Genomic DNA, 22,023 nt, shown 5'->3' on the forward strand with positions numbered 1-22,023 from the left:
TTATCAAAGGCTTTTAATATTAATCCTTGGAGTTAAAGAAAAATCCAAACCTGGTTCATTTTTGAGTCAGGTTTTTTTATTGGCCTGAACCAGAAATTGGTTTTGCCGTAAATGATATTGAAAGCTAACTCCTAAAAAGCCATGAAATATAAGGCAGCAGATTGGGTTTTTAAGGACCCCAGGCTCAAAAAAATGAAGCAGGATTACAGTGCCTATACTAAGGAGGACTTTCAGGTGTGGAAGATCCTTTTTGAAAGGCAAATTGTCAATCTTCCAGGAGCCGCTTCCAAAGCTTATTTGGATGGGATGAAAAAGATTAATTTTTCGTCTGACAGGATTGCCAACTTTGAAGAGGTCAATAAGATTTTGGGGGAAACCACCGGATGGGGAATTCAGGTGGTGCCCGGCCTGATTGATGATGATTTGTTTTTTGGTTTATTGAGAAACAGAAGATTTCCATCTTCCACATGGCTCAGAAAAATGGAACAACTGGATTACCTGGAAGAACCGGACATGTTCCATGATTCCTTTGCCCATATGCCCCTTTTGACCAACCAGCATTATGTCGACTTTTTGGAGGATTTGGGGGGTATTGCCCTGAAACATATTGAAGACAAATGGGCTGTTGAAATGTTATCCAGGATTTATTGGTTTACCATTGAATTTGGTTTGATCAGGGAAAATGGTGAACTGAGGATTTATGGGGCAGGTATTTTAAGTTCTGCAGGGGAATCGAAATTTTGCCTTACCGATGAACCGGCACATATCGACTATGACGTCAGAAAGATTATGCGCATGCCCTATTGGAAGGATAAATTCCAGGATAAATATTATGTCATAGAAAGCTATGAGCAGTTATACCATTCCATACCAGAAATCGAAAGGGTATTGGAGGAGGAACTGGCAAATTCATCTATGGGAAAAGGGAAGGAAAAATAACAGGATAAAGTGTTTTTACCTCAACAAAGAAAAAATCCTTCCATGCTATTTACCCAAATCCATGCAAGATTACCTTCATAAATAGGGAATATTGATTAATTTTGATGAGCAGAATTTTAGACCGTCTGCATAACACGATTTTATGTCAAATTCCCAGGACCATGAACCAGGACCCCAAAAGGGGAATTTCAAAGGCATGGATTCCTTCGTAAAAAAAATAAATGGAAGTAGCGGTTATCAAATACAATGCTGGAAACGTCCAATCGGTATTGTATGCAATGGAAAGGTTAGGAGTCAATGCTACCCTGACAGATGATGTGGAGCAAATAAAAAAAGCCGATAAAGTAATTTTTCCAGGACAAGGAGAGGCCAAATCGGCCATGAAATATTTAAGGGAAAGAAAGTTGGACCAACTTATCAAAGAGTTAAAACAGCCATTTTTTGGAATTTGTCTGGGGCAACAATTGCTTTGTGAATATTCTGAAGAAAATGATACCGAATGTCTGGGTATTTTCCCCATTCAGGTCAAAAAATTCCCTCCTTTGGATAAGGTGCCCCATGTAGGCTGGAACAACCTGGAAAACCTCAGGTCGCCGCTACTGGAGGGGCTGGATGACAGTGCTTATGTTTACTATGTTCATAGTTATTATGCAGAAGTCGATCCAAAATATACCATAGCCAGTACTCATTATTTGGAGGATTTCAGTGCCTTATTGCACAAAGATAATTATTACGCCATGCAGGCTCACCCGGAAAAAAGCAGTGTTTCGGGAGAAAAAATATTGACCAACTTCTTGAATTTATAATCCATGGAAATCATTCCTGCAATTGACATCATTGGTGGAAAATGTGTACGCCTCACCCAAGGCGATTACGACCAGAAAAAAGAATATGCAGACAATCCCCTGGAAATTGCCAAGCAATTTGAACAGGCTGGGATCCGTCGTTTGCATTTGGTAGACCTGGATGGGGCAAAAGCAAAGACCATCGTCAATAAGGCTGTTTTGGAAAACATTACCTCTAATACCAGGTTGAAAGTGGACTTTGGGGGAGGAGTCCAGTCTGATGAAACCATCCAAATGGCATTTGAAGCAGGAGCTTCCCAGGTGACCGGGGGAAGTATTGCGGTCAAAAATCCCAGGCTCTTTGAAAGTTGGATCAAGGACCATGGTCCGGAAAAAATTATCCTTGGCGCAGATGCTAAAAACCGTAAAATCGCAATTAGTGGATGGGAAGAAACCACAGAAGCAGATGTAATCGATTTTATTAAAAATTATCATGCAAAAGGCATTCGCTATGTAATATGCACTGATGTGGCTAAGGATGGGTTACTGCAGGGGCCTTCCATCGAACTTTATAAAGAGATTCTCCAAGAAATTCCGGGGATCAAATTGATTGCGAGCGGTGGAGTTTCACAAGTAAAAGATTTAGAAGATCTGGAAAAAGCAGGGGTTTATGGAACGATTTTGGGTAAGGCGTTTTATGAAGGTAGAGTGACCTTGGAGCAAATGGCTGCTTTTGTATAAAAGATCAATGATTTAAAAAGAGCCAGGGTTATACCTGGTAAATGATAAGAATATGCTGACCAAAAGAATTATCCCTTGTTTGGATATCAAGGAAGGTAGAACAGTAAAAGGTGTTAACTTTGTGGATCTAAGAGATGCCGGGGATCCCGTTGAACTGGCAAAGATTTATTCTGATGAAGGGGCAGATGAATTGGTTTTTCTGGATATCACAGCTACGGTTGATAAAAGAAAAACCCTGGTGGACCTGGTCACAAGGGTGGCCAAAACCATCAATATCCCTTTTACAGTTGGAGGGGGAATTTCCACGGTTGAGGATGTCAAAGTTTTGCTCAATGCGGGTGCTGACAAAATCAGTATCAACTCTGCAGCGGTTAAAAGGCCGGAGGTTATCAATGAGATGGCCGCAGAATTTGGTAGTCAATGTATCGTGGTAGCAATAGATACCCGGAGCGTGGATGGGGTAGATTTTGTCCATACCCATGGTGGCCGTATGCCTACCCTGATCAAAACCCAGGGATGGGCCAAGGAGGTTGCTGAAAGAGGAGCAGGGGAAATTCTATTGACTTCCATGGACCATGATGGTACTAAAGCAGGTTTTGCCAATGATCTTACCAGCGAAATTTCTTCTGAACTCAGTATTCCGGTAATTGCTTCTGGCGGAGCAGGAAATATGATCCATTTCAAGGATGTATTTACAGCCGGAAAGGCGGATGCAGCCTTGGCAGCAAGTATTTTTCACTTCAAGGAAATAGCGATTCCGGATTTAAAAGGTTATTTGGATAAAGAAGGGGTAAGCACACGAGTTTAAAATTTTAATAAATAGTAATCCCCGTGATGAAGGGAATTGGATGAAATTAAGGAATGAAAAATTTGAATATTGATTTTGAAAAAGTAAATGGCCTTGTCCCAGCCATCATTCAAGATGCCAACACCAATAAAGTATTGATGCTTGGGTATATGAATGAGGAAGCCCTTGAAAAAACCCGAAAAACTGGCAAGGTGACTTTTTATAGCAGAACCAAACAAAGACTTTGGACAAAGGGAGAGACCTCTGAAAACTTTTTGATGTTAAAAGATATTAAGGTAGACTGTGACCAGGATACACTTTTGGTTTATGTAGAGCCAGTTGGCCCGGTTTGTCACAAGGGGACTGACACCTGTTTTGCTGAGGAAAATAAATCCAAAACGGCCTTCATTGACCATTTGCGTGGAATCATCAAGGACAGAAAAAATAATCCATCGGACAAATCCTACACTACCTCTCTTTTTGCCAAAGGGATCAATAAGATAGCTCAAAAGGTAGGGGAGGAAGCCGTAGAAATTGTCATTGAGGCAAAAGATGAAAATAAAGACCTCTTCATGGGTGAGGCTGCTGATTTACTTTTCCATTACTTGGTATTGCTTGAAGCAAAGGGCTATGAATTGGATGAGGTAATGGGTGTGTTGATCAAAAGACATAATAAATAATCGAATTAAGTTGCAAGATGGTTTCAATTAACTAGAAATTCCTGTTTCCATCATTCAACAATAAAAAGGCCTGTGTCCAAACAGGCCTTTTTATTGTTTTTAAAGAAAAACTATTGTGTCTTACCTTCCTATTGGGTTCTAATTATTTTTCAATAAACAGGAAACTCTTTTTTTAGCCCTTCAAAGTCATCAATCATATTCCAGGAAGGGGTAACCACCTTTCTTCTTTCTTCGGCAGGGAAGCTTCCTTGGAGAATATAGTTCAAAGCAGCCTCCAGTCTAGGCTCTCCTTGCTCTCCCCAGTTTTTGGAAAAGTCATCCCCAATAGAGAAGTCCACTGGGAAACCCTCATAATATTCTGCATTTCCATTGGCATTGGCAGTAGCGAAGGTAATAGGAACCAGTTCCAAATCGTTTTCTGCTAGGGTCCGGTAATAGGTAGAAAGCGGAAATGCCCCAACAGGTTTCCCGTAGGTGTTTTCCCCAATTAGAATTACATCCAGATATGGGGTGAGGCAATTAATCACAAGTTCACTGGAGGAGGCAGACCCTCTGGAAGTGATAAAAATGATTCTTTCCAGTTCCAGGTTTCCTTTTTTATCAAACGTTTTGGATTCATTGAATTTGGCTTTGTCCACGTTCAACTGATTGGTGTACATGATTTTTCCATCCCCATGTGAAGGTACCAGGTAATTTAATATTTGTTCGGCAACAGCTACCGAACCTCCTCCGTTATACCGAAGATCGATTATCAGTTCATCAATGGATTGAGATTCAAAATATTGGAGGGAATTATCTACTTCGAGGCTTTTAGTAGGGGAAATTCCTGCTGTTGCTTTAAAGCTGTTGTACGCCCAGTACCCCACTTTATTACCGGATAAATCGATGATGTCCTGGTAAAGCACTGAATTGGACTGGTAGGGTGCTTTTGTGTTATTTCTGGTTGTGGTGCTGCCATCCGGTAATAAAAAGGTGAAGGAATTACTGATTCCACTTTCCGAAGGGCCCAATTCAAAATTATAGCCTTGTTCGGTTTTGTAGTTGGAAATGGGTTGACCATTGATTTTCAGAATTTCCCATCCCCGCTGCCAACCATCTTGACCAGCCGGAGAATCTTCGTATACAAAAGTCAAAAATAAATTTTCATTCTCATCCAAGCTCCAACCAAATCCATGCCCTATATTTTGGCCGGTAAAAGCCCGGGCAAAGGCCTCTTGAGTAGTTATATAAGACCATCTATCCAGAGGTTCATAACGCAACTGGTCCAGGAGTCCTTCATAATCATCATATAATTCGGGGTTTACAGAAGCAGGTAATCGTTCGTTCCAATAATACCATTCCTTCATGGATTGGTAAATGGTGGATTTGACCTTTTTTTCTATATGAACAGGGTCTTCTATATCCTCTTGGCAGCCTAAATAAAAAAACAGGGAAGGCAAAAAGACCACTAGGCTTAGAAGTCTGGGAAAATTAATCTTTATGTCCATTAAATTTTCTTGTTTGAAGTAAAGTTAAATATTTTCTAACTGAATTTTTTCAGATAATACTCTTTCTGATCAAACCTCATGGCCTGGTTACTTGTTATAGAAAGAGTAAAACAAAATGACTATGGAAAAAACAGCAGTCAAAAAAACAACAAAGATAGACAAAAGGAAAAAAATTCTTGATGGGTATAAGCATCATGTATTGGAACATGGGAGAGAACCTGTTTCAGTATTTAAGTTCTCGAAGGATATAAGCATTAAAGAAACAGATTTTTATGCCCATTTTGCTTCCTTTGGAGCCATTAAAAGTGCCGTATGGCAACAAATTTTTTCGGATACGGTGCATGGAATTGAATCCGACAATGTATACCAGGAATACAATAGCAGGGAAAAACTATTGGCTTTTTTCTTTACCTGGATCGAGGAACTGAAAAAAAATCGAAGTTATTTGTTAGCCTTATATGAGGATAAAATCGATTTGAAAAACCTTATGCCAAAAGAGATGCAGGGGTTCAAAAAGGATTTTAAGGAATTTGTCAATGACATTTTGGATGAAGGTAAGGATCGGGAGGAAATAGTAAAAAGACCCTATATCAGTGAAAGGTACGATGAGGCCCTTTGGCTGGAAGTGATGTTTATTTTCAGATATTGGATTCAGGATGAATCTGAAAGCTTTGAGAAAACCGATGAAGCCATAGAAAAATCCGTAAACCTTGCCTTTGACCTAATGGGGAAAAGTGCCCTGGATACTTTTGTGGATTTTGCCAAATTCCTTTACCAATCTAAATAGAATCCATGAGCGAAGAGAAAAATGAGCAGGGAAAAATTCCTGTAGGAAAGGTCCGAAGGGCTGCCAAATTTATTGGTACCGGTGCAAAGGTGGGTACTAATTATGTTCGGTACTATGCAAAAAGAATGACCGATCCGGAGTTGGACAGGGAGGAGTTGGACAATGAAAATGCTTCTGATATTTATGCTTCATTAAGCGAGCTGAAAGGTAGTGCCCTCAAAGTAGCCCAAATGATGTCCATGGACAAAAATATGCTACCCAGAGCTTATCAGGAAAAGTTTGCCATGGCACAATACAGTGCTCCACCTCTTTCCTATCCTTTGGTAGTAAAAACCTTCCAAAAATATTTTGAAAAAAGGCCAGAGGAAATTTATGATACTTTCACCAGATCCGCAGTCAATGCTGCTTCAATTGGACAAGTTCATCAGGGTACTTTGGAAGAAAAGTTGTTGGCCATTAAGATCCAATACCCCGGTGTTGCTAATAGTATAGGTTCTGACCTGCGTTTGGTAAGACCGTTTGCCCTTCGCCTGCTAAATATAAGTGAAAAGGAGCTCAACCATTATATGGAGGAAGTGGAGGAAAGGCTTTTAGAAGAAACTGACTATAATTTGGAGGTGGAAAGGTCCAGGGAAATTTCTATAGCTTGCCAGCACATTCCCAATCTGGTTTTCCCTAAATATTATGATGAGCTAAGTTGTGAGAGGGTGATTACCATGGATTGGTTACAGGGAAAGCATATAAAGGAATGGTTAAAGACCTCACCCAATCAGGAGGACAGAAACAGAATAGGACAGGCTTTATGGGAGTTTTACCATCATCAGGTTCATAATCTAAAGCAGGTCCATGCAGATCCTCATCCTGGCAATTTTATTATTCAGGAGGATGGGAAGTTGGGCATCATTGATTTTGGCTGTGTAAAGGTAATTCCAGAGGATTTCTACTTAGGTTATTTTTCCCTAATCAAGCGGGAACTGATGATCAATGAGGCTGAGTTGAATCAGATTTTTTATGATCTGGAATTTATTTCGGACAGAGATTCGGATTCGGAGAAAGCTTATTTTAAAAGTTTATTTAGGGAAATGATTTCCCTATTGGGAAGGCCATTTCATCAGGAAACCTTTGATTTTGCTGATGATGGGTATTTTGACCAAATATTTGCTTTAAGTGAACGGGTAAGCAATGATAAGATGTTTAAAAAATCCCGGCAGGCCAGGGGCTCCAAACATGGTTTGTATGTCAATAGGACTTATTTTGGCCTTTATAGCCTTTTGAACCAATTACAGGCAAGGGTGGAGACAACCAAACCAGATTGGTTAAAGTAAAAAAATAATCCCTTCAAGGTTTAAATAATCTTGAAGGGGTTATTTTTATTTCTCATAAGTAATCCGGTAGATACAATTTGCATAATCATCAGAAACCAACAAACTCCCATCTGTTAGTTCCTGCACGTCAACAGGCCTTCCCCAAACCTCTTGTGTGGCATCATTCAGCCAACCTGTTGCAAAAACCGTTTCGGATTCAACATTTCCCTGGTTTAAATTTACCTGGGTTACTTCATAGCCGATTTTTGTACTTCTGTTCCAGGATCCATGTTTTGCAATCATAATGGAATTGAGGAAATCTTCCGGAAACATTTTCCCTTCATAAAACCGCATTCCCAAAGGCGCAACATGGGGGCCGAGTTTGGCCTTGGGAGCGACATAAGCATCTTGCCCTTGGCCCTTATCTCCAAATTCAGGATCTTTTACATCGCCTGAATGCCAATAAGGGTAGCCAAAATGTTGACCTGTTGAAGTGACTTCATTCAGTTCACAATCAGGTTGGTTGTCACCCAAATGATCTCTGCCATTATCGGTGAACCACAAATTTTGATTGGAAGGGTTCCAGTCAAATCCTACTGAATTCCTCACGCCATGAGCTACAATTTCTGGTTGGATGTTGTTAGTCCCTACATCAATCCTGGTGATGGAGGCAAAGATATCATTTTCCGGATCACAGATGTTACAAGGCGCTCCAACGGGTACATATAATTTGCCATCCGGTCCAAAAGCAATAAATTTCCAGCCATGATGGCCCTCCGTAGGATATTGGTCATAAACCACCTCAAAAATAGGATTGGCCAGGTTGGCTTTAATATCTTCAAATTTTAATATTCGGCTAATTTCGGCGACATAAAGATCTCCATCTTTGAGGGCAACCCCATTGGGCATTCTAAGGTCACTGGCAAGTGTGTAGCGAAAATCTGCTTTTCCATCACCCTCAGTATCAATGAGGGCATAAACTTTTCCCTCTTGCCGTGTGCCCACATAAACGATTCCTTCTTCTGAAATCGTCATGGACCTTGCATTCGGGACATCAGCAGCCCAAACGCTAATTTTGAAATTAGGAGGCAATTGGATGTTTTCCAGCTTTACCTCTGCATTAGCGTTGGAAATGTCCACTCTGTTGTTTCCTTCTACTGATTCAATGGTGGGTAGCCCACGATTTTTTTGAGATTGCCTATCCTCATTTTGGTCAGGGGAGCAGGCCATGATAACCAAAGTCAAGCAAAAGGAACTAAATAGGGATTGATAGGAGTTCATAAGTCAAGTTTCATTTAATTCAATAATCAAAAATAAGAAATAGAGGAATTTTTCCTGCATTTATATTGATAAACGGGAGATTCCTTATTTTTGCAGCATGTTATCCATCAATAATTTATCCTATCATATTGGAGGAAGGGCATTGTATGAAAATGCTTCCCTTCACATTAAACCAAAAGATAAAATTGGCCTGGTTGGGCAAAATGGGACAGGTAAGTCCACCCTGCTCAAATTGATCCATGGTGATTACCAGCCCAGCCAAGGAGAAATCCAAAAATCCAAGGATTGCACTCTGGGTTTTTTGAACCAGGATTTGCTTTCCTACCAATCTGAGGATAGTATCCTGGATGTTGCCTTGGAAGCATTTAAGGAAACCTTGCAACTCCAGGAGCAAATTGACAAGGTGCTCAAACAGATGGAGACCGATCATTCAGAAGAAATTATCAACCGCCTTGCCCACCTACAGGAAAGATTTGAAGCTAATGAGGGTTATACCATTAAATCAAAAGCTGAAGAAGTCCTGGAAGGAATTGGTTTTTCAACCGAAGATCTCAGCAGGCCATTAAAAACATTTTCCGGAGGTTGGAGGATGCGGGTGATGCTTGCCAAGTTGCTTTTGGAGAAGCCCTCCTTATTGATGTTGGATGAGCCTACCAACCACCTGGACCTACCCTCTATTCAATGGGTGGAAAATTACCTAAAAAATTATGAAGGTGCAGTAATTGTTGTATCCCACGATCAGATCTTTTTGGATAATTGCATCAGCACAACCGTAGAGGTCTCCAGAAAAACATTGACTGCCTATCCGGGAAATTACTCATTCTATAAAAAGGAAAAAGAAGAACGGGAAGAAATCCAACAAAATGCATACGAGAACCAGCAAAAAATGATTAAGGATACGGAACGCTTTATTGAGCGGTTCCGGGCCAAGGCAACCAAATCCAATCAGGTCCAATCCAGAGTGAAAGCATTGGAGCGAATGGATAGAGTGGATGAGGTGGTAAGTGATGAAGTGGCGGTCAATTTCAGGTTTAAATTTTCCCGAAAATCTGGTCGGGAAGTAGTTGGACTTGAAGAGGTTTCCAAATCTTACGGAGATATCAAAATTCTTGAAAACACTTCTGTAAGGATTGAAAGGGGAGATAAAATTGCCCTGATCGGTGCCAATGGTAAAGGGAAATCTACTCTATTGAGGATTATTGATGGTTCAGAAAATATTCAGGGAGAGAGACATGAAGGATTTAATGTAATTAAGTCCTTTTTTGCCCAGCACCAATTGGAGGCCTTGAATGTAAATAATGAAATCCTCCAGGAAATGACCCAGGCAGGAAGTGCAAAAACTGAGACAGAATTAAGAAATGTTTTGGGTTGCTTTTTGTTTTCCAATGATGATGTGTTTAAAAAAATCAAGGTCCTTTCCGGAGGTGAAAAGTCCAGGGTGGCTTTGGCCAAAACCTTGATATCAGAGGCCAATTTCCTACTTCTGGATGAGCCTACCAACCACCTGGATATGCAATCGGTGAATATTTTGATACAAGCTTTGCAGCAATATGAGGGGACATTTATTACTGTTTCCCACGACAGACATTTTATCAAAGGAGTTGCTAACAAAATTTGGTACATCGAAGATCATCAAATTAAAGAGTATTTGGGATCTTATGAGGAGTATGCTGATTGGAAAACCAGACAGGAAGAAAAGGAAATTAACTCTAGAGCCACCTCCTCTCCTGCAAAAAAAGTAAAGGAAAAGAAATCTCAGGTTTCCAGAAATGATACTGAAGTCCAACAGGCCAAAAAAGAGTTGAAAAAACTGCAGAGGGAAATGGAATTGCTGGAACAAAAAATCATGGACCTTGAAATAGAAAAGGAAGAGCTGGAAGGGAAACTGGCTGATCCAAGCATTTATGAAAATGAGCAGGAAAGTGCCGGTCTCAATGAAAAATATGCCAAATTGAAAAAAGAAGAAGACTCACTTACCAAATCCTGGGAATCCCTTGGTGAAAAAATTGATGGATTACAGGAAATGGTTTAATTGGCAAGTGACACAACAAAGGGAATGTTCTCAATTCCCGGAAATCTTTTGGTCCTGATTGCAAATCAGGACCAGCTTTTTTTATTTAGAGTTTATACATCCTAGCAAGTTTCCACTGCCAGGCCCTTATTTTTTAAATCACAATTGTATTTTTATGGAATGAGAAAATTGTTAACCCTTGCCTTTCTTGTTTTTTATCAATTTGTCGTCAATGGACAAACGGTGATGCAAAACAAAGTTTTTGAAGAAAACATCCAATCGGTTCAGCTTTATCCTAATACCGGGGATTTTTCAGACCAATTTAATCCTCCTCTGATACCCTTGGGGGCCACCAATCTTGTTTTAGAATTTGATGACCTGGCATATGAACCTGACCGATATGCTGCTAAAATGATCCATTGTAATGCAGACTGGACACCTTCAGGATTAAAGCCTGCCGATTATTTGAGTAGATACAATGAGTTTAACCTTAATACTTATGATTATTCTATTGATACACGGGTTCCATACATTCATTTCACTTTTCCTGTTCCAAGGGTAAGCCGGTCGGGTAACTATATTCTCCAAGTTTATAGGAAACAAGATCAGGAAGATATCATAATTACCCGGAAGTTTATGGTTTATGATCTACAAGTCCAAGTGGGAGCAAAGGTGGTACCTCCCAATCAGACGGAAGATAGAAGGGAAGGGCAACAAATAGATGTCCAGGTAAATTATTCCAATAAAGCCCTTCAGGACCCCATGAACAATGTGAAGTTGGTGATAAGACAAAACCAATGTTGGGATAATGCCAAAGTGGGTATCCAGCCAACTTTTATCAGGGAAAATCAGAAGTTGTTGGAATACCGGTTATTTGATGGGAGCAATGTGTTTTTGGCAGGAAATGAATTTCGTTTTGTGGATTTAAGATTTGTGAGGACCACAGGAAGGAATGTGGTAAATATTAAAATGGAGGATGATATTGTTTTTGCTGAAGCAGGCTTGGACAGGGACAGGTCTGGGAATGGTTATGTGGAATATTTGGACCTGAATGGCCAATATGCCATTGAAAACCGTGACAGGGCCAATAATGATTTGACCGGGGAATATGTATTGATCACTTTTAATTTAGATGCCCCGGAATTGTCCGTTGCTCCTTATGTTTTTGGCGCTTTATCCTATTGGGGGGAAGGAAGCAGGGCTGAAATGGAGTTTAACCCAAATACGGCTACCTATCAGGCGACACTATTATTAAAGCAGGGATGGTATGATTATCAATTTGCCCTGAAAACTTCCGAGGGTTGGAACACAAAGGAACTGGAGGGTAGCCATTTTCAAACCGAAAATGAATATGATGTCCTGGTTTATTACCGGGAACTCGGCTCCCGATATGATGAATTGATCGGTTATGCTGCATTGAATGCTAACAAACGAAGATTCTAAAAAAAATCCCGGCTGTATTTTCAGCCGGGATTTTTTCAATCTTTTTTTTCATCTTCACTACCACTACTTTCCGTGTCAGGACCTTCCCCAGGGCCTTCCCCAGAACCTTCCTCAGGGCTTTGTTCTTGTTGTTTGGGTTTGTAAGGTACAAAACCTTCCCTTTTAAACTTGTAAGGTTCAGTTCGCTGGCTTGGGCTGTTATTGGCTAAATCCAGCATACCAAATCCTTTGTGGGTAAAGGCACCTAATCCACATTTAAAAACAAATTCCTGAACTTCTGGAGCAGCATAAAGGGTAAAGGGAAGTGTATAACCCCTGACCTCATACTTTACATCCATGTCATACACAGAGTAAATTCTTGCGAATTTCTTTTGCTGTTCCTTGAGCTTATTTACGTAATTCATGTCCGGAACCACCTGGAACTTGTAGAAAGATTCCATTTGCTCCTGTGAGTACCAACCAGACTTTTCCATTCGGGTTAATGTTGACTCATACAAAAGATCCGAAAATTCATCCGTGTCCGGATTAATAAACCTTTTGCCTGAATCATCATTAAATGATGGGGTCAGTAATACCAGGGGAGAGATACAAACAAATTTGTTGGAAGTCTCCAGTTCTGGCTCAGTCTCCATCTCAGTGTACTCGGGAGAGATAATCAAGTTTCCTAACTCAATTTTAGGCGTTTTAAACACTTGCTCTAGCAAATAATCCAGAAACTCTTCATTGGGTGATGAAAGCACTAGGGTAACTAAGCTTGAGTAATAATGTAAGCCACTTCTACTTACTTTTGTTTGGCCTTTCAGGCCAGAGAAGTTGAAGTAATTGTAGTTGAAAAACTCTTCATTTCCTCCCTTTACAATGAGGCCTTTTAGGAACTGGGCCAAAATGTACTGGTGGTGAAAGGGTAAATAAGCGCCTTTGTTCTTTAACGAAAATATTAATCTTATTCTCACGGCATTAAAAATAAATGTTAAACAATAAATTAATCGGGCTTTTTCCTATCCTAGGAAAAGACCTTCAGCTTAAGTGCAAAACTACAATAAATTCTGGAAATATGTTAAACATTAAACCTAAAATGCATTATATCACCATCTTCCACCACATAATCTTTGCCCTCAATGGCTATTTTTCCGTTTTCCCTGCATGCAGATTCGGTTTTAAATTTCTCATAATCAGATAGTTTTATGACTTCTGATTTGATGAAACCTCTCTCGAAATCAGTATGAATAACCCCAGCTGCGGCAGGTGCTTTCCAGCCTTTTTTGATGGTCCAAGCCCGTACTTCCTGGGGACCTGCTGTAAAGTAAGTTATCAAATTAAGCAGTTCATACCCAGCTCTGATCATTTTGTTTAGACCACTTTCTTCCAGTCCGTATTCGGAAAGGAACATTTCCTTTTCTTCTGGATCTTCAAATTCTGCAATTTGGGATTCTATGGCAGCGCATAAAGTGATGACTTCAGCATTTTCACTTTTTACATTTTCCCTTAATTGCTCTACATATTCATTACCGGAAATAATGCTGGACTCATCCACGTTGGCCACATATAATACCGGTTTAATGGTCAGCAGGTGAATATCTCTTATTGCCTCAAGCTCTTCTTCTTCTACATCAATAGCTCTGGCATTTTTTCCTTCTTCCAGACCTGTTTTAAACTTATTCAGAATTTCCAATTCTTTTTTGGCTTTGCCATCCCCTGACTTGGCAATTTTCTCGATCCGGATAATTTTTTTGTTCACTGACTCCAGGTCCTTCAATTGGAGTTCTGTATCAATGACTTCCTTGTCAAAGAGTGGATCCACATTACCTGCAACATGGACGACATTATCATCCTCAAAACAACGAATTACATGGACAATAGCATCCACTTCCCTGATATTGGCAAGGAACTTATTGCCCAGGCCTTCCCCTTTACTGGCCCCTTTTACCAAACCTGCAATATCCACAAATTCTATGACGGTAGGCAGTACCTTTTGAGGTTTCACGAGTTCTTCCAGGGTTTTTAGCCTATGGTCCGGAACGGTTACTACCCCTACATTGGGCTCAATGGTACAGAAGGGAAAATTAGCCGCCTCTGCTTTTGCGTTGGATAATGCGTTAAATAAAGTTGATTTTCCTACGTTGGGAAGCCCAACAATGCCACACTGTAATGCCATTTATTATTATGTCTGATTGATTTTAAATATGCGGTATTCTTTATACCCTTTGTAAAATTCCTTTACAGAGACCCTACAAATAGTATATACGGGTATTGCTAAAATCATACCCAGTATCCCGCCCACTTTTGCACCTGCAAAGATAATAACAAAAATTTCAAGTGGATGTGCTTTTACAGATTTAGAAAAAATTAATGGCTGTAAAACAATATTATCGGTTAATTGGACGACCGAAAAAACACCCAAAATCTTTAAAATTAAAAATGTGATTTCCTGACTGCCTGCAAAATCCTCCGTGGACAGCCCCACCAAAACGCCAAAAGTTGCTCCCAGGATAGGGCCTGCATAAGGGATAAGGTTAGCTACTGCAGCAAATACTGCAATGGTAAGTGCGTAATCCACTCCCACAATTTTTAATCCAAGTGAAGCAATGGTGAAGATGGAAGTCATTTGGATTAGCAAGCCGACCAGGTAATTGGATAAAAGTCTTTCCACTTTGTGAAAGGTGGCCACTGAAAGTTCAAAATATTTATTGGGGACCAAATTGATGAAGTTTCTCCTCAATAGGCCGTTTTCTAGCAAAAGAAAAAAGGTGATAAAAACTACTGCCAATATGGTAATCAAAAAGGAACTGGTAGTATTGATTAGACCATTTACCAATCCTTGAACATTGATCTCATTCAGACTGAAAAACAAGGCTTCCCTAGCTTGAGTAAAGAGAAATCCAGGTTCATTTTTAATCAAATTCAAATCAATCAAAATGGATTCTATCTTACTGATAGGCTTTTGGATTTGGTCATAGAGAAACTGGATGTCCAAGCCCTGCAGAACTTCGATTTGGGTAATTACCAAGGGGACAAACAATAAGGCTATTAGGAAAAAGATGGCTCCGATAGTGGCAAATGACGCCAAAATGGCCATCCACCTAGGGATATGCTGGCCAAAGACATGAATGCTGGTTAATTTATTGGTCAAGGGCCTCAAGGCCGCAGACAAAACTAGTGAAATAATGAAATAAAAAGCAATATTGGAAAAATACCATCCTATAAATAAGATGGCTGCAACAAATAAAATGACATAAGTAATTAATTTCTGCATAATGTAAAAATAAGAAAGAGACTGTTCCATTACCACCATGCCCGGGAAAAATGTGCCGGAATCATAAGTTTACGGGATAATTTTCCCGAGGTGGTGAATGGTACAGTCTCTTTTGTAGAATGCTTGGGATATTAATCCCACTTCAAATCTTCCCCAAATTTATTGTCAGAATTGCTGGTTTCAGGTTCTGCTTCATATTGGGAAAAATCAAAGTCTGGCATCAATTCATTTTTGACATGGTCTACAGTATCCTGCAGGGCGTCAACGAATTTAGCAAAATCCTCTTTGTACAGGAAAATCTTATGTTTTTCATATACAAAATTGTCATCTCTAATTTTACGTTTACTCTCTGTGATGGTAAGGTAGTAATCGTTTGATCTTGTTGACTTGACATCAAAAAAGTAAGTTCTTTTTCCTGCTTTTACTTTTCTAGAGAAAATCTCCTCTCTGTCGTTTCCTTTATTCTCTTCCACTGTCCTAATTTTTTATTACTTAATCAAGGATTTAAATACGATTGACAAGTTAAATCAATTCGGGAATTAAATTCAAGGGCTTTGAGAGATTTTTTTTTAAAAGCCCCTATTTTTTTTGGGGAAATAATTGATAACCCGTTGAATTTCTGAAAAAAATGAAATGAAAAAAGAGTGGCGGCCGGCCACTCTTTTTATTTATTCAGCGTGCAAATATTCTTTCTTTGCCAATAATTCTTCTTCCGATTCCCTATGGTCTGGATCATCAACACAGCAATCAACTGGGCAAACTGCCGCACATTGTGGTTCCTCATGGAAACCGGTACATTCGGTACATTTCCCTGGAACAATATAATAAAACTCATCTGAAATAGGCTCCTGGGGCTCATCTGCGTCTACAACGGAACCATCTTCCAGTTTTGCTTCTTTCAAATTTGTTCCACCGCCCCAGGTCCACTCAATACCGCCTTCATATATAGCAGTGTTAGGGCACTCGGGTTCACATGCACCGCAATTAATGCATTCGTCGGTTATTATTATAGCCATTTTTTCTCCTTTTTTAATTTGAAATGCAATATTAACATCCTTAAATCAATATACCAATACTCTGCTTGTAGTGCTAATTAATTTATAATGAATCTAGGTTAAACGTCCAAATTTCTCTTTTTGTTTACATTTTGGGTATCTTAGCGCTTTGAATTTAAAATTGGTATTATGACCCTTCACGATAGAATCAATTCATTCATTGCTTTAGGAAAACGAATCAAACAATTGACTCCTGAGGAGTTTGACGAATTGGCAAGAAAGGTGGAAAACCATAATAATTGGTTCACCCCAGACCAAACCCGATTTGCTCTTAATCATCTTGAGGAAATTTTGCAGGAAAGATCTTTGGTGCAATGGTTAAAGCGGTATCCACTTTCTGATGATATTGACCCAAAAAAAGTGGGGATTATGATGGCTGGAAATATCCCTGCAGTGGGCTTTCATGACCTTATGACTGTCTTGCTAAGTGGACATGATGCCCATGTCAAACTTAGTTCTTCTGATAGGGTGTTGATCAAATGGTTGGTCAGGGAATTGATTACTATGAATCCTGCTTTTGCCAATAAGGTGTTTTTTGAGGATTTTCTGAAAAATAAAGACGCCTATATTGCCACTGGATCCGATAATTCTGCACGATATTTTGATTACTATTTTGGCAAATACCCAAGCATAATCCGGAAAAACAGGACTTCAGTGGCTGTATTGGATGGATCGGAAACTAAAAGGGATTTTCAGGATTTAGCAAGGGATGTGTTTCAATATTTTGGGTTGGGCTGTCGTAATGTATCTAAATTTTATGTCAAAGATCCTGACCAGATCAAAGAGTTTTTGGATGCAATAGAGGGGGTTCAACCTCTGTTAAGCCATCACAAATACCTTAATAATTACGAATATAACAAATCCATTTACCTAGTCAATAGGGAAAAACATCTGGACAATGGGTTTTTATTATGCAAGGAAAGTAAAGAGCTTGTTTCACCCATTGCAGTGCTTTATTATGAAGTTTACCAGGATGAAGCTTCCTTGAAATCCAAATTGGAAGATAATCGCGATAAGATCCAATGTATGGTGAGCAACGGGGCTTGGCTGAAAGGAAGTGTTGCCTTTGGACAAGCTCAAAAACCAGGTGTGGAAGATTATGCAGACCATGTTGATACCATGGAATTCTTATTGTCCTTATAAAAGGGGCTTACTCAACCGCGATTTGTCTATTACTCATTTTGGGCATTATTTGAACATGTTGGAAAGTTCAATTGGGTTTTTGGGTGGCTAACCTTTAAAATCGAATATGAATTTGATGAAAGGCTATTAGGTCATAAATCGTGGATTTATTATGTTTTTCTCTTATTATCACAGTATTGGATCCCTTCAAGGTAAAAAAAGCCAAGCTTAGATTATCTGCTTTTGTCATTTATCATAATGAGAAAATCATCCCCAAACCTGCTTGAGGGCCTCCAGCCACAACGGTACATTCTTTCAGCATTATTTTTTTGCATACTTACCTGAGCTACAGGCCATTTTTTGAATAATTGCCATTTGCATTTTAATTTAGTCCACTAAAACAAGAGAGGGTAGTCCAAAAAAGGATGAAGGGAAAGTTCTTTGTGAACTAGGCATTTTTGAAAATCCATGTAAATTGGAAAAAGAAACTTTTGATTCATTTTAGATCCAATAAAAACTTTTGCCTCAACAAAAGAAAAACATATCCTTTCCATCACCATTCGAGATAGCCATAGGTTTGACGGTTATCAGTATTATTTGGGCTTCTTTTGCAACTCTTGATACTGGGGAAAAGGTATTGGGAAGAACCTGGGAGGTCCTTGGGTTTTGGAAAGATGGTTTTTGGGGACTTTTGGAATTTACCATGCAAATGGTATTGATCCTGGTTTTAGGCCATGCTATCGCCATTTCCAAACCTGTTAACCGGATGTTGAACAAAATAGCAAACTTGGCCAAAACAAATACCCAAGCCGTAATGATTACCGGTATTTCAACAATGGTGGCTGGTTTTCTAAATTGGGGATTTGGTTTGATCCTGGGAGCCATTTTGGCAAGAAAAATAGGGGAGGAGGCTCACGCAAACCGTAAACCAGTAAATTACTCCCTGGTAGCTGCTTCTGGATATTTGGGAATGTTAATTTGGCATGGAGGGTTTTCAGGTTCAGCCCCACTAAAAGTTGCCGAACCCCAACATTTTTTGATGGACAAAATTGGAATTATTCCAATAGAGGCCACTTTGCTTAGTGGTTTTAATTTAAAGATAAATCTGATCCTTTTTCTTGCAATAGGAGTAACTCTATTTGCTCTTTCCAAAGTGCATTTTAAAACAAATTTCCCTCCCGAACTTTCAAAGAAAAATAAAAAAGTTTTCCAAAAGTCAAGTTCCGGGTTTTCGGGAATTATCGTGGGAGGGATAATGGTGGTTTTGGCTTTATCGGAAATATGGTTCCAAACGGGCCAAGGTTTGGGCTTTGTTCATTTAAACTATATCAATTTTTTACTTTTTGGATTGGCATTAGTATTTCACATTAATTTAAGTTCATTTGTTAAGGCTATTAAAAATGCCATTGCAGGAGCAAGTGGAATAATCCTTCAATTCCCATTTTATGCAGCCATTTTAGGAGTATTAAAAGAATCAGGCTTGTTGGTCCTGGTTGCCGATTTTTTTGTAAAAATCAGCTCCCCAGTCAGTTTTCCCTTATATGCTTTATTTAGTGCAGGTTTGATCAATTTGTTTGTTCCCTCCGGTGGAGGTCAATGGGCAGTACAAGGGCCTGTGATAATTGAAGCTGCCCAAAAAATGAATTTATCCATTCCCCAAATGATTATGATAATGGCCTACGGTGATCAATTGACCAATATGCTTCAACCCTTTTGGGCTTTACCCCTGTTGGCGATTACAGGTGTGGCGCCAAAAGAATTGTTGAAATATACCTTTTATTTTTTTATGGTGGGGGGAATTGTTTTGGGGATTGGGGTGTATTTGGCCTTTTAAAAAGAGGTGATTTAGAAAAAACAAGTTGAAAAAGCAGCAATAAGTTATTTTAAACCCTTATAAATAAGTAATAATACTTAGTGCGGGCTTCTATTTTTCGGCTAAAACCGTATCTTTGCCAACGATTTAAATGAAATCAAGTTATCACTAAAATAATTCATTTCAAATGGCATTTGATATAGAAATGATCAAGGCAGTGTATGCGAAGTATCCTGAGCGTATCGCGGCTGCCAGGAAGGTAGTGGGAAAACCGCTTACTTTAGCAGAGAAAATACTTTACGCTCACTTGTGGGATGGAGATGCTTCACAAAGCTTTGATAGAGGAAAATCATATGTGGATTTTGCTCCTGATAGAGTTGCCATGCAAGATGCAACAGCTCAAATGGCCCTTTTGCAGTTCATGCAAGCTGGCAAGGAAAAAGTAGCAGTACCTTCAACTGCCCACTGTGACCACCTTATCTTGGCACAAAACGGGGCAAAAGAAGATTTGAAAAGCTCTCTTTCTGCCAGTGGTGAAGTATTTAACTTTTTGGAGTCTGTATCTAATAAATATGGAATAGGATTCTGGAAACCAGGTGCAGGGATTATCCACCAAGTGGTTTTGGAAAACTATGCATTCCCAGGTGGAATGATGATCGGTACTGACTCCCATACTGTAAATGCCGGAGGTCTTGGTATGGTTGCTATTGGTGTTGGGGGTGCAGATGCCGTTGACGTGATGGCAGGAATGCCTTGGGAACTTAAATTTCCTAAATTAATTGGAGTGAAGTTGACCGGTAAAATGAACGGTTGGACTTCAGCAAAAGATGTGATTTTGAAAGTGGCCGGTATCCTTACCGTAAAAGGAGGAACTGGTTGCATTGTTGAATATTTCGGAGAGGGTGCCAAGTCCCTTTCTGCTACCGGTAAAGGTACCATTTGTAATATGGGTGCTGAAATCGGGGCTACCACTTCTACATTTGGTTATGATGAGTCCATGGAGCGTTACCTGAGATCAACCGACCGTTCTGATGTAGCTGACTTGGCTAATGAAGTGAAAGAACACTTGACCGGAGATGAGGAAGTTTATTCCAACCCTGAAAAATACTTTGACCAGGTAATTGAAATTGACCTTTCTACCCTAGAGCCACATATCAATGGACCTTTCACCCCAGATAGAGCTACTCCTGTTTCTCAGATCAGAGAAGAAGCTGAGAAAAATGGTTGGCCTACTAAAGTAGAATGGGGATTGATTGGTTCTTGTACCAACTCTTCTTATGAAGATTTATCTAGAGCTTCCTCCATTGCTCAACAAGCAGTTGATAAGAATTTGAAGACCAAGGCAGAATTTGGCATCAACCCAGGATCAGAACAAGTAAGGTTTACCGCGGAAAGAGATGGATTGCTGAAGATATTTGAAGATTTGGATGCCACTATCTTTACCAATGCTTGTGGACCTTGTATTGGTCAATGGGCAAGAACCGGCGCTGACAAACAAGAGAAAAATACCATTGTTCACTCTTTCAACAGAAACTTCTCTAAGCGTGCAGATGGCAACCCTAATACGCATGCTTTTGTAACTTCTCCGGAGATGGTTGCTGCAATTGCTATTTCCGGTGATTTAGGGTTCAATCCGCTTACTGATACCCTTAAAAATGCTGATGGGGAAGAAGTAAAGCTTGATCCACCAAAAGGGAAAGAACTTCCAGAAAAAGGTTTTGCAGTTGAAGATAATGGATACCAGGCACCTGCAGAAGACGGAAGCGGGGTAGAAGTAGTAGTAAAATCTGATTCCAAGCGTTTGCAATTACTTGAGCCTTTCCAACCTTGGGATGGTCAAAATATTACCGGTGCTAAGCTATTGATTAAAGCTTATGGTAAATGTACCACTGACCACATCTCTATGGCAGGCCCATGGTTGAGGTTTAGAGGTCACTTGGATAATATTTCCGATAACTGCTTGATTGGTGCGGTGAATGCATTTAACGAAGCCACCAATTCTGTGAAAAGTCAATTGACCGGTGAATATGGTCCCGTACCTGCTACTCAAAGGGAATATAAAGAAGCAGGTATCCCAACTATAGTAGTAGGTGACCATAACTATGGTGAGGGTTCTTCCAGAGAACATGCAGCCATGGAGCCAAGACATTTGGGAGTGAAAGCTGTTTTGGTGAAATCTTTTGCCAGGATTCACGAAACCAATTTGAAGAAGCAGGGTATGCTTGCCTTGACTTTTGAAAATGAAACTGATTATGACAAAATCCAGGAGGACGATACCATCAACTTCCTTGATTTGGATCAATTTGCTCCTGAGAAACCATTGACCTTGGAATTTGTCCATGCTGATGGTTCAAAAGATGTGATTATAGCCAACCATAGTTATAATGAAGCTCAAATTAATTGGTTTAAAGCGGGATCTGCTTTAAACTTGATTAAAGCTCAGGAGAAATAAAATAAAAATAAAATAATTAATTTTAAGCCTCTTGGACTTCCCAAGGGGCTTTTTTAATTTCTTGGTTTTTATGTTTTCGTCTT

19 protein-coding genes are annotated in these 22,023 nt (G+C 39.6%); 12 read left to right on the forward strand and 7 right to left on the reverse strand.

Annotated features, from left to right (window positions below; translation table 11 throughout):
* The first annotated feature begins 141 nt into the window (after nucleotides 1-141).
* The 5 genes from QWY93_RS13090 to hisIE all read left to right on the forward strand — a co-directional run bounded on the left by QWY93_RS13090 (nucleotide 142) and on the right by hisIE (nucleotide 3,932).
* Nucleotides 142-939 (forward strand): phenylalanine 4-monooxygenase, encoded by a 798-nt coding sequence (locus QWY93_RS13090; protein WP_290248718.1) that lies wholly within the window; start codon nucleotides 142-144, stop codon nucleotides 937-939.
* 221 nt (nucleotides 940-1,160) lie between these two features.
* Entirely contained in the window at nucleotides 1,161-1,745 is a 585-nt protein-coding gene (gene hisH / locus QWY93_RS13095; RefSeq protein WP_290248719.1) for an imidazole glycerol phosphate synthase subunit HisH, read from the forward strand.
* 3 nt (nucleotides 1,746-1,748) lie between these two features.
* Nucleotides 1,749-2,465, forward strand: coding sequence for a 1-(5-phosphoribosyl)-5-[(5-phosphoribosylamino)methylideneamino]imidazole-4-carboxamide isomerase (gene hisA, locus QWY93_RS13100; RefSeq protein WP_290248720.1), 717 nt, complete (start codon nucleotides 1,749-1,751; stop codon nucleotides 2,463-2,465).
* A 52-nt stretch (nucleotides 2,466-2,517) separates the two neighbouring features.
* Entirely contained in the window at nucleotides 2,518-3,273 is a 756-nt protein-coding gene (hisF, locus tag QWY93_RS13105) for an imidazole glycerol phosphate synthase subunit HisF (protein WP_290248721.1), read from the forward strand.
* A 53-nt stretch (nucleotides 3,274-3,326) separates the two neighbouring features.
* Nucleotides 3,327-3,932 carry a bifunctional phosphoribosyl-AMP cyclohydrolase/phosphoribosyl-ATP diphosphatase HisIE gene (gene hisIE, locus QWY93_RS13110; RefSeq protein WP_290248722.1) on the forward strand — a complete coding sequence of 202 codons (606 nt, stop codon included), beginning with the start codon at nucleotides 3,327-3,329 and terminating at the stop codon, nucleotides 3,930-3,932.
* 149 nt (nucleotides 3,933-4,081) lie between these two features.
* On the opposite strand, the gene QWY93_RS13115 is transcribed toward hisIE, so the two are convergent.
* On the reverse strand, nucleotides 4,082-5,419 hold the full coding sequence (locus QWY93_RS13115) for a S41 family peptidase (RefSeq protein WP_290248724.1): 1,338 nt from the start codon (nucleotides 5,417-5,419) through the stop codon (nucleotides 4,082-4,084).
* Nucleotides 5,420-5,540: 121 nt separating this feature from the next.
* Between QWY93_RS13115 and QWY93_RS13120 the strand changes: the two genes are divergently transcribed.
* The gene (locus QWY93_RS13120; protein ID WP_290248725.1) at nucleotides 5,541-6,206 is read left to right on the forward strand and encodes a TetR/AcrR family transcriptional regulator; all 666 of its coding nucleotides are present in this window, start codon (nucleotides 5,541-5,543) and stop codon (nucleotides 6,204-6,206) included.
* Nucleotides 6,207-6,211: 5 nt separating this feature from the next.
* Nucleotides 6,212-7,531, forward strand: a complete 1,320-nt coding sequence (locus tag QWY93_RS13125; protein ID WP_290248726.1) for an ABC1 kinase family protein — start codon at nucleotides 6,212-6,214, stop codon at nucleotides 7,529-7,531.
* 45 nt (nucleotides 7,532-7,576) lie between these two features.
* Here QWY93_RS13125 and QWY93_RS13130 read toward each other — a convergent pair whose 3' ends face one another.
* Nucleotides 7,577-8,791 carry a PQQ-dependent sugar dehydrogenase gene (locus QWY93_RS13130; RefSeq protein ID WP_290248727.1) on the reverse strand — a complete coding sequence of 405 codons (1,215 nt, stop codon included), beginning with the start codon at nucleotides 8,789-8,791 and terminating at the stop codon, nucleotides 7,577-7,579.
* A gap of 97 nt (nucleotides 8,792-8,888) precedes the next feature.
* Between QWY93_RS13130 and abc-f the strand changes: the two genes are divergently transcribed.
* Both abc-f and QWY93_RS13140 read left to right on the forward strand, forming a co-directional pair.
* Nucleotides 8,889-10,823 (forward strand): ribosomal protection-like ABC-F family protein, encoded by a 1,935-nt coding sequence (gene abc-f / locus QWY93_RS13135; RefSeq protein ID WP_290248728.1) that lies wholly within the window; start codon nucleotides 8,889-8,891, stop codon nucleotides 10,821-10,823.
* 159 nt (nucleotides 10,824-10,982) lie between these two features.
* Nucleotides 10,983-12,245 carry a type IX secretion system plug protein gene (locus QWY93_RS13140; RefSeq protein ID WP_290248730.1) on the forward strand — a complete coding sequence of 421 codons (1,263 nt, stop codon included), beginning with the start codon at nucleotides 10,983-10,985 and terminating at the stop codon, nucleotides 12,243-12,245.
* A gap of 35 nt (nucleotides 12,246-12,280) precedes the next feature.
* On the opposite strand, the gene cas6 is transcribed toward QWY93_RS13140, so the two are convergent.
* The 5 genes from cas6 to QWY93_RS13165 form a co-directional block, all read right to left on the reverse strand.
* A complete protein-coding gene (cas6, locus tag QWY93_RS13145; RefSeq protein WP_290248731.1) occupies nucleotides 12,281-13,198 on the reverse strand; it encodes a CRISPR-associated endoribonuclease Cas6 in 918 nt (305 codons plus the stop codon).
* A gap of 104 nt (nucleotides 13,199-13,302) precedes the next feature.
* Nucleotides 13,303-14,400 (reverse strand): redox-regulated ATPase YchF, encoded by a 1,098-nt coding sequence (gene ychF, locus QWY93_RS13150; protein WP_290248732.1) that lies wholly within the window; start codon nucleotides 14,398-14,400, stop codon nucleotides 13,303-13,305.
* A 6-nt stretch (nucleotides 14,401-14,406) separates the two neighbouring features.
* Nucleotides 14,407-15,498, reverse strand: coding sequence for an AI-2E family transporter (locus QWY93_RS13155; RefSeq protein ID WP_290248733.1), 1,092 nt, complete (start codon nucleotides 15,496-15,498; stop codon nucleotides 14,407-14,409).
* A gap of 131 nt (nucleotides 15,499-15,629) precedes the next feature.
* Entirely contained in the window at nucleotides 15,630-15,971 is a 342-nt protein-coding gene (locus QWY93_RS13160; RefSeq protein WP_290248735.1) for a DUF3276 family protein, read from the reverse strand.
* Nucleotides 15,972-16,166: 195 nt separating this feature from the next.
* On the reverse strand, nucleotides 16,167-16,514 hold the full coding sequence (locus QWY93_RS13165) for a 4Fe-4S binding protein (protein ID WP_290248736.1): 348 nt from the start codon (nucleotides 16,512-16,514) through the stop codon (nucleotides 16,167-16,169).
* A gap of 168 nt (nucleotides 16,515-16,682) precedes the next feature.
* On the opposite strand from QWY93_RS13165, the gene QWY93_RS13170 reads away from it, so the two are divergent.
* The 3 genes from QWY93_RS13170 (at nucleotide 16,683) to QWY93_RS13180 (ending at nucleotide 21,940) form a co-directional block, all read left to right on the forward strand.
* Nucleotides 16,683-17,696 (forward strand): acyl-CoA reductase, encoded by a 1,014-nt coding sequence (locus QWY93_RS13170; protein WP_290248738.1) that lies wholly within the window; start codon nucleotides 16,683-16,685, stop codon nucleotides 17,694-17,696.
* A gap of 499 nt (nucleotides 17,697-18,195) precedes the next feature.
* On the forward strand, nucleotides 18,196-19,509 hold the full coding sequence (locus tag QWY93_RS13175; RefSeq protein ID WP_290248739.1) for a TIGR00366 family protein: 1,314 nt from the start codon (nucleotides 18,196-18,198) through the stop codon (nucleotides 19,507-19,509).
* A gap of 166 nt (nucleotides 19,510-19,675) precedes the next feature.
* Nucleotides 19,676-21,940 (forward strand): aconitate hydratase, encoded by a 2,265-nt coding sequence (locus tag QWY93_RS13180; protein WP_290248740.1) that lies wholly within the window; start codon nucleotides 19,676-19,678, stop codon nucleotides 21,938-21,940.
* The last annotated feature ends 83 nt before the right edge of the window (nucleotides 21,941-22,023 follow it).

Origin of the sequence: Echinicola jeungdonensis (assembly GCF_030409905.1) — a bacterium.
GTDB lineage: Bacteria > Bacteroidota > Bacteroidia > Cytophagales > Cyclobacteriaceae > Echinicola > Echinicola jeungdonensis.

Excerpts from the sequence above, each read along its gene's own strand:
- QWY93_RS13090 (WP_290248718.1), top strand. The coding sequence starts at position 142 with ATGAAATATAAGGCAGCAGATTGGGTTTTTAAGGACCCCAGGCTCAAA.
- hisH (WP_290248719.1), top strand. The coding sequence starts at position 1,161 with ATGGAAGTAGCGGTTATCAAATACAATGCTGGAAACGTCCAATCGGTA.
- hisA (WP_290248720.1), top strand. The coding sequence starts at position 1,749 with ATGGAAATCATTCCTGCAATTGACATCATTGGTGGAAAATGTGTACGC.
- hisF (WP_290248721.1), top strand. The coding sequence starts at position 2,518 with ATGCTGACCAAAAGAATTATCCCTTGTTTGGATATCAAGGAAGGTAGA.
- hisIE (WP_290248722.1), top strand. The coding sequence starts at position 3,327 with ATGAAAAATTTGAATATTGATTTTGAAAAAGTAAATGGCCTTGTCCCA.
- QWY93_RS13115 (WP_290248724.1), bottom strand. The coding sequence starts at position 5,419 with ATGGACATAAAGATTAATTTTCCCAGACTTCTAAGCCTAGTGGTCTTT.
- QWY93_RS13120 (WP_290248725.1), top strand. The coding sequence starts at position 5,541 with ATGGAAAAAACAGCAGTCAAAAAAACAACAAAGATAGACAAAAGGAAA.
- QWY93_RS13125 (WP_290248726.1), top strand. The coding sequence starts at position 6,212 with ATGAGCGAAGAGAAAAATGAGCAGGGAAAAATTCCTGTAGGAAAGGTC.
- QWY93_RS13130 (WP_290248727.1), bottom strand. The coding sequence starts at position 8,791 with ATGAACTCCTATCAATCCCTATTTAGTTCCTTTTGCTTGACTTTGGTT.
- abc-f (WP_290248728.1), top strand. The coding sequence starts at position 8,889 with ATGTTATCCATCAATAATTTATCCTATCATATTGGAGGAAGGGCATTG.
- QWY93_RS13140 (WP_290248730.1), top strand. The coding sequence starts at position 10,983 with ATGAGAAAATTGTTAACCCTTGCCTTTCTTGTTTTTTATCAATTTGTC.
- ychF (WP_290248732.1), bottom strand. The coding sequence starts at position 14,400 with ATGGCATTACAGTGTGGCATTGTTGGGCTTCCCAACGTAGGAAAATCA.
- QWY93_RS13155 (WP_290248733.1), bottom strand. The coding sequence starts at position 15,498 with ATGCAGAAATTAATTACTTATGTCATTTTATTTGTTGCAGCCATCTTA.
- QWY93_RS13165 (WP_290248736.1), bottom strand. The coding sequence starts at position 16,514 with ATGGCTATAATAATAACCGACGAATGCATTAATTGCGGTGCATGTGAA.
- QWY93_RS13170 (WP_290248738.1), top strand. The coding sequence starts at position 16,683 with ATGACCCTTCACGATAGAATCAATTCATTCATTGCTTTAGGAAAACGA.
- QWY93_RS13180 (WP_290248740.1), top strand. The coding sequence starts at position 19,676 with ATGGCATTTGATATAGAAATGATCAAGGCAGTGTATGCGAAGTATCCT.